At 42.1% G+C, this 12,926-nt stretch carries 9 protein-coding genes; 4 read left to right on the forward strand and 5 right to left on the reverse strand.

All coding sequences use genetic code 11. The features are described from left to right. Window positions 1–300 precede the first annotated feature (300 nt). From mgtE to AK825_RS09215, 5 genes are all read right to left on the reverse strand, one after another. The gene (gene mgtE / locus AK825_RS09195) at window positions 301–1,650 is read right to left on the reverse strand and encodes a magnesium transporter (RefSeq protein ID WP_068036518.1); all 1,350 of its coding nucleotides are present in this window, start codon (window positions 1,648–1,650) and stop codon (window positions 301–303) included. A gap of 156 nt (window positions 1,651–1,806) precedes the next feature. After that, complete coding sequence (locus AK825_RS09200) at window positions 1,807–2,607, reverse strand: 3-hydroxybutyrate dehydrogenase (RefSeq protein WP_068036519.1); 801 nt, start codon at window positions 2,605–2,607, stop codon at window positions 1,807–1,809. Window positions 2,608–2,672: 65 nt separating this feature from the next. Further along, window positions 2,673–3,302, reverse strand: coding sequence for a CoA transferase subunit B (locus AK825_RS09205; protein ID WP_068036520.1), 630 nt, complete (start codon window positions 3,300–3,302; stop codon window positions 2,673–2,675). 77 nt (window positions 3,303–3,379) lie between these two features. Further along, entirely contained in the window at window positions 3,380–4,093 is a 714-nt protein-coding gene (locus AK825_RS09210) for a CoA transferase subunit A (protein WP_068036521.1), read from the reverse strand. A 157-nt stretch (window positions 4,094–4,250) separates the two neighbouring features. Further along, complete coding sequence (locus AK825_RS09215) at window positions 4,251–5,591, reverse strand: TIGR00366 family protein (RefSeq protein ID WP_068036522.1); 1,341 nt, start codon at window positions 5,589–5,591, stop codon at window positions 4,251–4,253. Window positions 5,592–5,959: 368 nt separating this feature from the next. Between AK825_RS09215 and AK825_RS09220 the strand changes: the two genes are divergently transcribed. From AK825_RS09220 to AK825_RS09235, 4 genes are all read left to right on the forward strand, one after another. Beyond that, window positions 5,960–7,375, forward strand: a complete 1,416-nt coding sequence (locus AK825_RS09220; protein WP_068036523.1) for a GntP family permease — start codon at window positions 5,960–5,962, stop codon at window positions 7,373–7,375. A gap of 406 nt (window positions 7,376–7,781) precedes the next feature. Next, entirely contained in the window at window positions 7,782–9,887 is a 2,106-nt protein-coding gene (gene metG / locus AK825_RS09225) for a methionine--tRNA ligase (protein ID WP_068036524.1), read from the forward strand. A gap of 394 nt (window positions 9,888–10,281) precedes the next feature. After that, complete coding sequence (locus tag AK825_RS09230; RefSeq protein ID WP_068036525.1) at window positions 10,282–11,328, forward strand: ABC transporter substrate-binding protein; 1,047 nt, start codon at window positions 10,282–10,284, stop codon at window positions 11,326–11,328. Between the two features lie 77 nt (window positions 11,329–11,405). Further along, window positions 11,406–12,446 (forward strand): ABC transporter substrate-binding protein, encoded by a 1,041-nt coding sequence (locus AK825_RS09235; protein ID WP_068036527.1) that lies wholly within the window; start codon window positions 11,406–11,408, stop codon window positions 12,444–12,446. Window positions 12,447–12,926 lie beyond the last annotated feature (480 nt).

Here is a 12,926-nt window from a genome sequence, read left to right on the forward strand (position 1 = left end):
ATTGAGAATATTAAAAAGACTATAATATTAATAGTTGTCATTAATAAAAAGACTGCAATGAAATTCTTCTATATTTTAGCTGTTCGCTACCCTCTTATAATTGGCGCTCACGATTATTTACTAATAAGCTATTATATATAGTCAGTTCAAAACAAAAAAAGGTATAAAAATTTTTAGCGTGCGACTAGGGAGTATTGAACATTCGACCATGACACTGATAGAGGCTACACAACCTATATTTTAAAATAAAACATCCCAGCAGCATTGTGTGTTTCTGAATTAAATTGACTATTATTAAAGTTATATAGATAAAAATTGAGAAGCAATAAATAGGTAAATCAGTACGCCTGAGGCGTCACATACCGAGGTTATCAAAGGCGCACTGGCAGTGGCAGGGTCAAGACCTATTTTATTCAATACAAAAGGCAAGCTCATTCCAATTACACAGCCAATCATAACCACAGACATCATACTAAGCGCGAGCACCAAAGATACTACCGCATCGCCGCGCACATAACCAATGATAGAGATAGCAACTGCCATAGTAGCGCCTAGCATTAAGGCGACTACAGCTTCTCGTCCCAATAGCGAGAGCCAATCTCGCATGACCACATCGCCCGTCGCTAACGCACGCACCATCAAGGTGGCAGACTGAGAACCAGCGTTACCTCCACTATCGACTAAAAGTGGTAAGAAAAACACCAGCACTAAGTTGGCCGCAATTACCTCTTCAAAATTGGCAATACTAAAGCCCGAAAGCAAGTTGCCAAATACTAAAAACACCAGCCAAAACACGCGCTTACGATACAGTACTCTAACGCTGACATCTTTGAGCCTACCAACCATAGTCGTCACACCGCCTGACTTATGAAAGTCATCAGTAGCCTCATCACTAGCGACATCCATCGCATCATCATGGGTGACAATGCCTACCAAGGCACCACTGTCATCAGTAATTGGCAGTGCAATCAAGTCATAACGAGCCACTACTTTGGCGACGTCCTCTTGATCGTCGTTCACATTACAAGACACCACAGTGCTCATCATAATGTCATTAATTAACTGTTCAGGAGACGCTAAAATTAGTACTCGTAACGACACAACTCCTAACAACTTACGTTCATCATCAATCACATAAGCATGGTAGATGGTCTCAGCATCGGGGGCTTCCAGTCGTAGCGCATCCAATGCCTCTGTTACTGTCATCCGAGCAGCTAAAGTAGCATAATCAGACGTCATTAAGGCGCCAGCAGTGCGCTCCTCATAGGCAGATAGCCTACGGATATCTTCACGCTTCGCTTGCGCCAATGCAGGCAGTAAAGCGTCGCGCTGATCTTGATTTAGGTGCTTATATAAATCGGTGCGTTCATCAGCGGGCATCTCCCCTACTAATATCGCCATGCTATCTCGAGGAAACTCATGTGCCATAGCGACCTGAACATCAGGTTCTAGATAAGAAAAAATGGTAGAGCGATTAGATAAGCGCTCTAATAGCTGCCAAGCAAGTTCGGACTCCATGAGTGCCAGCACATCAGCGATATCAATAGGTCGCAAATCTTGTACTTGATTAATCGCTTGTTCGAATTGCTGTTGTTCGATGGCACGGCCTAATTTCGCTGCAAAAGTTTCGGCAAAATCTTTATTATTCATTATTTTTACTCCGTGCGGCCCAAAACGGTGCAGCAAAAGCTCATAAAAAAGAGCCAATAATATTGGCTCAAATTAATAGAAACTAGATGCTAATGGATTGGTCTTTTATTAGCAAGCTAATGAATACTAAACTAATAAAATATCAATCAAACCTGTTTAATTCATAAACCAACCATGACTGGCAACGATAGACTGCCCTGTAAACACATTGCTTGGGAACGCTGCTAAAAATAGCGCTAATTGAGCAATATCATCAACGGTGGTAAATTCTTTATCGACTGTATTGACCAGCATAATGTCATTAACCACCGACTCTTCACTGATGCCTTTTTCTGCCGCTTGTTGCGGGATTTGTTTTTCGACTAACGGCGTTTTAACAAATCCTGGGCAAATCACATGTGAGCGTACATTGTGCTCAGCGCCTTCTTTGGCTAACACACGGCACAATCCAAGCAAGCCGTGTTTAGCAGTCACATAAGGTGCTTTGTAAAGTGAGGCTTCATGCGAGTGTACTGAACCCATATAAATGACCGTACCACCTTTATCGTCTTTATACATATGCTGTACGGCAGCTTTGGTAGTCAGAAATGCACCATCTAAATGAATGGCGAGCATCTTTTTCCAATCATCAAATGCCATTTTATTAATCGGATCAATAATCTGAATACCGGCATTGGAGACGAGAATGTCAATACCGCCAAAAGTATCAACTAGCTGTTGCACGCCATCATTTACGGCATCCTCTGATGTCACATCCATAGCAATCGCCAGTGCGCGTCCACCAGCAGCCTCAATAGCATCGACCGTTTGCTGCGCCGCTTCAAGATTAATATCTGCAATACCAACCGCTGCCCCTGCTTTGGCATAAGTCTCAGCGATATCACGTCCGATACCACTTGCAGAGCCTGTGACTAAAGCTACCTTACCTGTCAAATCTTGTTGTAATTGAGTCGCCATATTTTATATTCCTTTATCAAATAGCTTGTTTTAATGCCTGTGCAAGATATATGTATGCAACATGCTTATTGAGCAATGCTCACTGGCGTCTTTTCTTGTAGTTCTTCAAAGCTAACGCCATCTGCAAGCTCAACCAACTTCAAACCATTGTCAGTGACATCTAATACGGCAAGCTCAGTGATGATACGATCCACTACGCCTTTGCCGGTTAATGGCAGCTCACAATTGGCAAGAATTTTTGGATCGCCGTGTTTATTAACTTGTTCCATTAATACAATCACGCGTTGCACGCCTGCAACTAGATCCATGGCACCGCCCATGCCTTTGACCATCTTTTTAGGAATCATCCAGTTGGCAAGGTCGCCCTGCTCCGAGACTTCCATCGCGCCCAATATTGCCAGATTGACATGACCGCCACGAATCATGGCAAATGACTCTGAGCTACCAAAATAACTGGCACCCGGCTCTGCTGTCACCGTTTGTTTACCTGCATTAATCAAGTCAGCATCTACGTTTTCAGCGGTTGGAAACTCACCAATACCTAACAGACCGTTTTCTGACTGTAGCCAAACATCCATACCTTCAGGAATATAGTTAGCCACTAGAGTTGGTAGACCAATTCCTAAGTTCACATAATAACCGTCTTGTAATTCTTTCGCAGCGCGCTGCGCCATCTGCTCTCTTGTCCATGCCATGGTAATTTCCTTATTTTTTACAATGTTCTATTATCATTAATCTAAAAAGTTAAAAAATATTTTGACAGACTCTTTATTTAAGCGTTTTCAACTGCTTTAGTTGTCGTTTTTTCGATACGTTTTTCAGGGTTGCTGTTTAATACAATACGCTGCACAAAGATACCAGGCAGATGCACTTCATCAGGATCGAACGTGCCAGTCTCTACGATTTCCTCTACTTCGACAATGGTAATTTTGCCAGCCATTGCACAGTCTGGATTGAAGTTACGGGCGGTTTTGTTGAACATTAAGTTACCCGATTTATCTGCTTTTTGCGCTTTGATTAATGACACATCAGCACGCAATGTATGTTCAAGCACATATGTGCGACCATCAAAATCACGCGTCTCTTTACCTTCCGCGACGAGTGTGCCGACGCCAGTTGCAGTATAGAACGCAGGAATACCAGCGCCACCCGAACGTAGCTTTTCAGCCAATGTACCTTGCGGGGTCAATTCAACTTCTAACTCGCCAGCTAGGTATTGACGCTCAAACTCTTTATTTTCACCGACATAAGATGAGATCATTTTTTTGATTTGACGAGTTTGTAATAGTAATCCTAAGCCAAAGTCATCAACACCCGCGTTATTACTGATACAGGTTAAATCTTTAACGCCGCTATCACGCAATGCTTCGATTAAAGCTTCAGGAATACCACACAGACCAAAACCGCCGATTGCGAGGGTTTGACCATCACTTACAATACCTTTTAACGCTTCTTCTGCACTACTATATACTTTTGATTGACTCATGGTTGTCTCCTATAATTATCGTTTATGATCTTTTAATTAACCCATAGATTAATAATGGTTTAACTTTATTATGTATCCGTTCTATTGTTGCCTTTGAATCATTTCATTAAGTTTGTTGTTTTTATTACCTTCTGTATTCATTTACACGCCATACCAGTTATACCACTAACCAAAACACACCCATAATAATTGCCCCTGATACTGCAAGCACTATCAGACAGTAGCCCATGATAGCTCGAGCATCTAAGCCGGCAATACCTAATAACGGTAATGCCCAAAATGGCTGAATCATATTCGTCCACGCATCGCCCCACGCAATCGCCATTGCCGTGACTGCTGGTTTGACACCAAGCTCGACACCAGCAGGTATCATGACAGGCCCTTGTACAGCAAACTGACCGCCGCCCGATGGTACAAAGACGTTGACTAAACCTGCGCTTAGAAATGCAAAAATAGGAAAGCTGTCTGCTGAAGCGGAATTGACGAAGAATTCGGTAACTTGAGTACTAATAGAGATGCCGTCAGCGTTTGCTCCGGTCATGATACCCATGATGCCACCATAAAACGGAAACAGTAATACAATACCAGTGATGCCGCCTATACCTGAGTTTACTGCGCGATAGTAACGCTCTAGCGTGCCATGCGATAACAATCCTACAAACAAGAATAGCCCAATAACTATGTTTAATCCTAGATTAAAACCATTGCTGCTAAATTCACTAATATAGTACATTAAGGCTAACGCCAGCAGAATTACGGCGACAATACGACTGTCATCTAATCTTTGTGCTGGGGTATCTCTGCGAGGCGACACGTAAGCTTCTTTTTTAATCAGCTTAGGATCAATAACGGTAGGGTTTTTTGGGTGCATAAAGCGATTTAACAGAGGCAAGATTATTACTAACAAGCCGACAATGAGCAAGTTGTATCCGGCAAACACGGTTTGTGATAAAGGCACTGCTTCGGTTATTGCATTGCCCGATAGCGTGAGCAAGGTGTCACCGCCTGAGCTTAACGTTAACGGTATCGACCCTGAAAAGCCTCCATGCCAGATAACAAACCCTGAATATGCGGCCGCTACCAATAAGGGGTAATCGACATTAGCTACTTTTTTTGCGAGTGACTTGGCAAAGATAGCGCCAATAATTAGACCAAAACCCCAGTTTATCCATGACCCAACCAGACCCACCAAGGTTGATACTATGATAGCGGTCGAAGGGGAATGAATACGACTGGCAATATTATCCAGTAGACGCTGAATGAATGGCGCACTAGCAAACGCATAGCCTGTCACCAATATAAGCGCCATTTGCATGGCAAAGCTATGTAGTGACCACAGCCCATTGCCCCAATGTCCTGCCATTGCTATTACGTTTTGGCCCGTAATAGCAAGTCCAACGACAAAAGCAATGAGCGTTAAAACAATAGAGAATACAAAAGGAGATGGTAGATACCGATTTACCAGTTGTACGCTGGCGTTGGTGATAGCACTAAACATATCCACATTCCTTGTCGATTTAATGTTTATGGTTCAAACTTATTGTTAGTAGATTACTGCTTGTTAAATATGGTAGTTTATCCATAGGACTCAATACAAGTACAACCATAATAATACAATTTATATCGATATATCATATATGCGATACTTATGCTAACTTAACATATTATTCTCATAGCGACTAGAGAATAACTTTAAGATTATAGAGGTTGCGATTGGTAGTGTGAATAAAAATATTATAGGTCACAATCATATCAGTACAGATGCATACTAAATATAATCTATTACTAAGTATTTGATATCTTGTGTTGACCTCTACTAGCAAGCACTGCATAATCGCTGACTGAATTTTGCCAAGGAGGGCGATCATGTTTAGCACACTTGCTATTGTTATTACTTTATTTCTATTAATGTTCTTTGCTTATCGCGGTTATTCAGTGCTGATTTTAGCACCGATTATGGCGATATTAGCTGTATTCCTATCAGGGGATTTTTTAAGTAGTATTCCTGCCTATACCGATGTCTTTATGGGTGCTTTGAGTGGATTCTTACTCAAATTCTTCCCTATTTTCTTGTTAGGTGCATTGTTTGGTCGTTTGATGGCAGACTCTGGAGCGGCGACAGCAATTGCCAATACCGTGGTCGAAAAGCTTGGTGCCAGCAAAGCCATTCTAGCAGTCATCTTAGTCTGTGCTATCTTAACCTATGGTGGTGTATCGTTATTTGTCGTAGCGTTTGCTATCTATCCAATCGCCAAAGACTTATTCAAAGCCGCTGATATTCCTAAGCGCTTGATTCCAGCAGCGATTGCCTTAGGCTCATTTACCTTTACGATGACCGCATTGCCGGGCACGCCAGCCATTCAGAATGCCATTCCAATTCCTTATTATAATACCAACGTATTTGCCGCGCCTATCCTAGGTATTATCGGCGGTACTATCATGTTTATTTGTGGTTGGTTATGGCTACAGTCACGGGCTAGAAAAGCCAATGCGGCAGGTGAAGGCTACGGTCAGCATGACGAAGAGGATGTAGGCGGCGTTGGTGCAGCAAAAAAAGAAGCCGAAGTGCTAAATACTCATCACACCTCCTTTACGGTTGCTATGATTCCGCTGGTATTAGTCATCGCTTTAAACGCTTTATTAACTTATGCTATTTTCCCTTCGATAGACTTTAGCAGCTTACAAGCTCAGTTTCCGGATTTAAATATCGCCGGCTCACTCGGTCTATGGTCGATTATTATCTCGTTAGTCGTTGCCTGTATTGTTTTGATTTTGCTGCGTATCGGTCATTGGAACAATCTACAAAAAACCATCAACCGTGGTACTTATGATTCGATGTTGCCGATTTTTAACACCGCATCGGAAGTTGGCTACGGTGCGGTTATCGCTTCACTTGCAGGCTTCCTTATCATTCGTGACAGTATCTTAAACCTAAATCCTGATAACCCACTAATCTCAGAAGCCGTTGCTATGACCACGCTTGCTGGTATTACGGGCTCATCATCAGGTGGTTTGAGTATCGCTCTATCGACGTTGGGCGAAGATTACCTGAGAATGGCGGTCGCAGCTGGTATTGATCCAGAGCTTATGCACCGCGTGGCGGTTATGGCAGCGGGCGGGCTTGATACTCTTCCACACAGTGGCGCGGTCATCACGTTGTTTGCGATTTGTGGCTTGACCCATAAGCAGTCATACCTTAATCTTGCGATGGTTACGATGATTATTCCATTAATCGCTGTGGTCGCTGTTATCATCTTAGGGACGATGTTTGGCTCATTTTAGAAACCGTTTAAGCTTTAATCAGTTTCTTGAGCTTTGAATATGAATGAGTTTTAATGTGTAAATTCAAAACCCACTTGGCAAATTGCTTGGTGGGTTTTTTAATAATAACTTTATAACGAGCAAAGCTAGGGCGTATTATTTATATCTAATAAATGAGCGACCATTTATGTACCATACGGAGCTAACTACCATATTGGTTACCGTATTGGTTATCACATTAATTACTGTATTAATTAGTATGGTAATGTCACAAATTTGACCGATTTACGGTATCATAGGCGCACTTTTTGAATTTTCATTTTTAGAAGTTTTAGTATTGATAGTTTGATATTAATAGTATCGCGTCTGCTCGCCATAAACGGCTTGCGACGTTTGATAACCAACCCGTTTATATAAAGTATAGGTGATGAAAGTGCGTGAGATTCTAGTAACCAGTGCGCTGCCCTACGCCAATGGCTATATCCATTTGGGGCATCTTGTAGAATATATTCAGACTGATATTTGGGCGCGTGCGATGAAGGCACAAGGCCATCAGGTCACTTATGTCTGCGCGGATGATGCACATGGTACGGCGATCATGCTCAAAGCAGAAGCTAATGGCATCACGCCAGAAGAGCAAATTGCCTCAGTTAAAGCCTCGCATGAAGCGGACTTTGCTAAATTTTTGATTAACTTTGACAATTATCACTCCACGCATTCAGAAGAAAACAAGCATTTTTCCGAGCTGATTTATCGTCGTCTTGATAGCGCTGGACATATCAGTACCAAAGACGTTGAGCAATTATTTGATCCTGAAAAGCAATTGTTTTTAGCGGATCGTTTTGTCAAAGGCACTTGCCCTGAATGCGGTGCGCTTGATCAATATGGCGATAACTGTGAAGTGTGCGGCACAACGTATGATGCAACAGATCTTAAAGATCCTTACTCGACGTTGTCTGACGCCACACCTGTCCTAAAAACCTCTAAGCACTATTTCTTTGATTTACCTGAGTTTGAGCAATTCTTAAAGGATTGGACGCGTAGTGATAATCGCTTGCAAACATCGGTTGCTAATAAACTGCAAGAATGGTTTGACGCTGGCCTGACCAGCTGGGATATCTCGCGCGATGCACCATATTTTGGTTTCCAAATTCCAGATACCCCAAGCGACGAGCCAGACAAATATTTTTATGTATGGCTAGATGCGCCAGTCGGTTACATGGCAAGCTTTAAAAACTTATGTGATAAGCGTGCAGGTACAGATGAAGCGCTTGATTTTGACCGTTATTGGATGCAAGAAAACGAGCATAAGACCGAGGTTTATCATTTCATTGGTAAAGACATCGTTTATTTCCATGCGTTATTTTGGCCAGCCATGCTTGCCGGTAGTGAATTCCGTACGCCGACTGGTGTCTTTGCCCATGGCTTCTTGATGGTTAATGGTGAAAAAATGAGTAAGTCACGTGGCACCTTTATTAAAGCCGAAACTTACGCTGATCATTTACACCCTGAATACTTGCGTTATTATTTTGCTAGCAAACTGTCTGACAAAGTCGAGGACATTAACCTTGATTTAGAAGACTTTATGCAAAAGGTCAACTCTGACTTGGTTGGTAAGGTCGTTAATATTGCCAGTCGTAGCGCTGGTTTCTTAGTGAAGAAATATGACGGTATGCTGTCGGACGTTTGCGTAGAGTCAATGCTTCTAGAAGATATTACCAAAACTGGTGATGAAATTGCTGCTGCTTATGAGAATCGCGAATTCTCGCGCGCTATGCGTTTAATCATGCAATGTGCAGATAAGGCCAACGAGTATATTGACGAGAAAAAACCATGGTCGCTTGCCAAGCAAGAAGGCACTGAGCAAGAAGTTCAAGACGTTTGCTCGGTTGCGATTAATATCTTCCGTCAATTGATGGTTTATCTAGCGCCAGTATTACCTGAGCTGACTGCCAATGCCAAAGAATTTTTAAACATTGATGACTTGAGTTTCGCTAGCCGTAACCAATGGTTGCTTGGTCATAAAATCAATAAATTTAAACCTTTAATGCAGCGTATCGAAGAAAAAGACGTTGCAGCGATGGTTGAAGCGTCAAAAGAGTCATTAGCTCAAACTGCTACTCCAGTTGCTAGCAAGTCAGTCACCGAAAAAGATAGCAAGACAGAAGCTGGTACTGGTGATGATGTAAATGCTGAGCAAGCTGATTATATTGGTATTGAAGACTTTGCCAAAGTTGAAATGAAAGTCGCACACGTCTTAGAGTGTAACCATGTCGAAGGCGCAGATAAGCTTCTGCAATTCACCTTAGACGTTGGCGAAGACAAACCGCGCAATGTGTTTAGCGGTATCCGTAAATTTTATGAGCCTGAGCAATTACTTGATAAAAAGGTGATTTGCGTCACTAATCTTGCACCACGTAAGATGAAATTTGGTATCTCGGAAGGCATGGTGTTATCGACTGGCGATCCAAAAACGGGGCTAACGGTTGTTACCTTGCCTGATGATTGCATCGTTGGTGATACTTTAGCTTAACTGCTCTCTTCAGCATTGACATAAAAAAAGATGTCCTACATGGCATCTTTTTTTTATGTCGTTTTTTATAGTATAGGGGTTAAGAAACCACTTAATAAAACCATCAATACATGACTCAATCACAGCTATGACGAATACGCTTTAATTTTTTATTGCGATAACTTACATTACTGTCATAATATGAACATAATGATCGACGGAACGATTACTTTATTGTTAGCCTGCTATTTTGGCATCAACATAGCATTGACTCGGCTAACCTGCATTTTCCAGTATCATCTTTAAAACCAAATATAACGAAGACGAACACAAGTACTACCATAAGTAGACTTAGCTATTCTGATAATGTTAACTTGGTTTTTACGATTGATATAACTTATGAGTTAACCTAATAATGACTATTGCTTCTACTTTACGCTTAAGCTTATACGGCGCTGCTATTAGCGCCACCCTTGGATTAATTGGCTGCTCAAATTCTACCGATACTGCTGCAACGACTGATGAAAGTGCAGCCGCTGATACTGACAAACCCGCTAAAACGTTGGCCATTACTCAAATCGTTGAACACCCATCGTTAGATGAGATGCGCCGCGGTATCATTGATGAGCTGGCTGATAATGGTTATGTTGAAGGCCAAAATCTAACTATCAACTTCCAAAGTGCTCAAGGTAATACAGCGACAGCAGGACAGATTGCCAAGCAGTTTGCAGGAGACAATCCAGACGCGATCGTAGCAATTTCAACGCCATCTGCCCAATCCATTGTTGCGTCAACTAAAACGGTTCCGGTTATTTATACTGCTATCTCAGACCCTGTTGCAGCGAAGCTCATTAACGAAAATAACGTACCTATCCAATCTAATGTGACAGGCCTATCAAGCGAGTTACCTATTGCGCCGCAGTTAGACAATATTCAAAAAATTGTACCCAATGCAAAAACCATTGGCTACGTCTATAGCCCAGGTGAGATTAACTCTGTAGTAGTGCTCAATCAGCTTAAAAAACTCGCGCCAGCGCGTGGACTCAAAATATTAGATGTGACAGCCAACCGTCCAACTGACGTTGCTATGGCGACTCGTAGTCTTGCTGGTCGCGTCGATGTCATTTATACCTCGTTAGATAATAACGTTGTGTCAGGATTTGAAGCAATGGCAGGTGCCGCTAACGAGCTTGATATTCCAGTCATTGCCTCGGACGAGTTTAGTGTAAGACGCGGTGCCACTGCTGCGCTAGGTGTCAACGATTATGACTTTGGCCGTACCACTGGAAAAATGGTTTATCGCGTGTTAAATGGCGAGGCTGTCAATACCATTAAGCCTGAAGTCATGAATAAATTAACCTTGTATGCAAGTCCGAAGCACGCGGCTGAGCAAGGTGTCAGCTTGCCAGCAGATTTACTAAAAAATGCCATTAACGTTGATACTGATACCAATACCAAATAGAAAGTAGTAGGCTATTAATTAGCACGTTAATTATTTATATAGTGTATGGACACACTATTATTTTAGGAGTAAGACCCATGTTGTATCAAAATCGTTTTGGTCATTTCAATTTTAGTAAAGCGCTATTATTAGGCGGCGTTTGTACTGCTATCTTGACTGGTTGTAATCAGTCAGCACAAGATACTAGCACTACTGACGCGGCTGCTACTGGCGATGCCGCAGTAGCTATGAAGACGGTCGCTATCACTGCTATTGTAGAACATCCAGCGCTAGATGATGTCCGTAAAGGTGTCATCGATGAGCTAAATGATGCCGGCTTTAAAGACGGTGAAAACTTAACGGTCAACTTCCAAAGTGCACAGGGCAATACTGCCACGGCGGGACAGATTGCCAAGCAATTCGTTGCAGACAATGCAGACGTTATCATCGCGATCGGCACTCCATCAGCGCAGTCAGTAGCTGCTGCGACTAGCAGTATCCCACTAGTATTTTCAGCAGTCACTGACCCAGTCGCAGCCAAACTAGTCACAAAACTAGATGGCTCTGGCACCAATGTCACTGGTGGCTCTGATGCACTACCTTATGAGCCACAAATTGAATTGATGCGTCAAATCATTCCTAGCTTAAAAAATGTCGGTTATGTTTATAGCCCAGGCGAAGTCAACTCAACGATTATCTTGAAAAACTTAAAAGAAAAACTGACACCACTAGGTATCAACGTACTCGAAGCGCCTGCCCAGCGTAGTACTGATATTGCGATGGCCGCCCGTAGCCTCGAAGGTAAGGTTGATATGATCTATACCTCAACCGATAACAACGTCGTATCGGCCTACGAATCACTATATCAAGTCGCTAAAGAGAGCAAAATCCCACTGATTGCCTCAGATACCAGTTCAGTTGAGCGCGGTGCCATTGCTGCCTTAGGCGTAAACTATTACGATCTTGGCCGCGAAACTGGTAAAATCGTTGTACGCATTCTAAACGGTGAAGAAGCCGGCGCCATTCCTGTTTATACGCCGCAAATGCTTGATTTATATGTCAGTCCAAACCATGCCAAAGAACAAGGCATTACTTTGCCACAAGCGGTTATCGATAAAGCAAAAGAAGTGGTAGAATAACGCACTTTTATAGTTGGCTCATCATAGCAATCATAATATAGATACCGAGTTTGATAGATTGCGTGTCAGCCGCCAGCTACCTTTATGCGATGAAGCTAAATGTTTAACATAAGAAACCCAGCTATGAATTAGTAGGCTGGGCTTCTTATTTAAAAGGCTATTATTAAGTAGCGGTTATTTAAATGCTTTTATTTAGCTCATTACTTATAAAATACTTATAAGTGCCAAGGTATTTGCTTAGGACTTTATTATTTACATAGCACTTATAACATAGCATTTAAATTTTGCGATATCTTGAACCAAAGCTTTGAACCAAGGTAGCTTATGATAGCTTTTCATCGTGACATGTTTTGGTTTACCCTAACCGCAGATTGCTTAATCTGTTAAATTCACCGCTTAGCCGTTTAGCTAAAATTGACTTATAAATTTATAGATAAGAGCGCGCTGGTATAAGCCACTTACTCTGTGAGTTAATAAATA

This window comes from Psychrobacter sp. P11G5 (assembly GCF_001593305.1).
Taxonomy (GTDB): domain Bacteria; phylum Pseudomonadota; class Gammaproteobacteria; order Pseudomonadales; family Moraxellaceae; genus Psychrobacter.

What these genes read in the sequence shown, in the direction of transcription:
- AK825_RS09235 (WP_068036527.1), top strand. Translation starts at nt 11,406, where the DNA reads ATGTTGTATCAAAATCGTTTTGGTCATTTCAATTTTAGTAAAGCGCTA.
- AK825_RS09230 (WP_068036525.1), top strand. Translation starts at nt 10,282, where the DNA reads ATGACTATTGCTTCTACTTTACGCTTAAGCTTATACGGCGCTGCTATT.
- AK825_RS09215 (WP_068036522.1), bottom strand. Translation starts at nt 5,591, where the DNA reads ATGTTTAGTGCTATCACCAACGCCAGCGTACAACTGGTAAATCGGTAT.
- metG (WP_068036524.1), top strand. Translation starts at nt 7,782, where the DNA reads ATGAAAGTGCGTGAGATTCTAGTAACCAGTGCGCTGCCCTACGCCAAT.
- AK825_RS09210 (WP_068036521.1), bottom strand. Translation starts at nt 4,093, where the DNA reads ATGAGTCAATCAAAAGTATATAGTAGTGCAGAAGAAGCGTTAAAAGGT.
- AK825_RS09200 (WP_068036519.1), bottom strand. Translation starts at nt 2,607, where the DNA reads ATGGCGACTCAATTACAACAAGATTTGACAGGTAAGGTAGCTTTAGTC.
- AK825_RS09220 (WP_068036523.1), top strand. Translation starts at nt 5,960, where the DNA reads ATGTTTAGCACACTTGCTATTGTTATTACTTTATTTCTATTAATGTTC.
- AK825_RS09205 (WP_068036520.1), bottom strand. Translation starts at nt 3,302, where the DNA reads ATGGCATGGACAAGAGAGCAGATGGCGCAGCGCGCTGCGAAAGAATTA.
- mgtE (WP_068036518.1), bottom strand. Translation starts at nt 1,650, where the DNA reads ATGAATAATAAAGATTTTGCCGAAACTTTTGCAGCGAAATTAGGCCGT.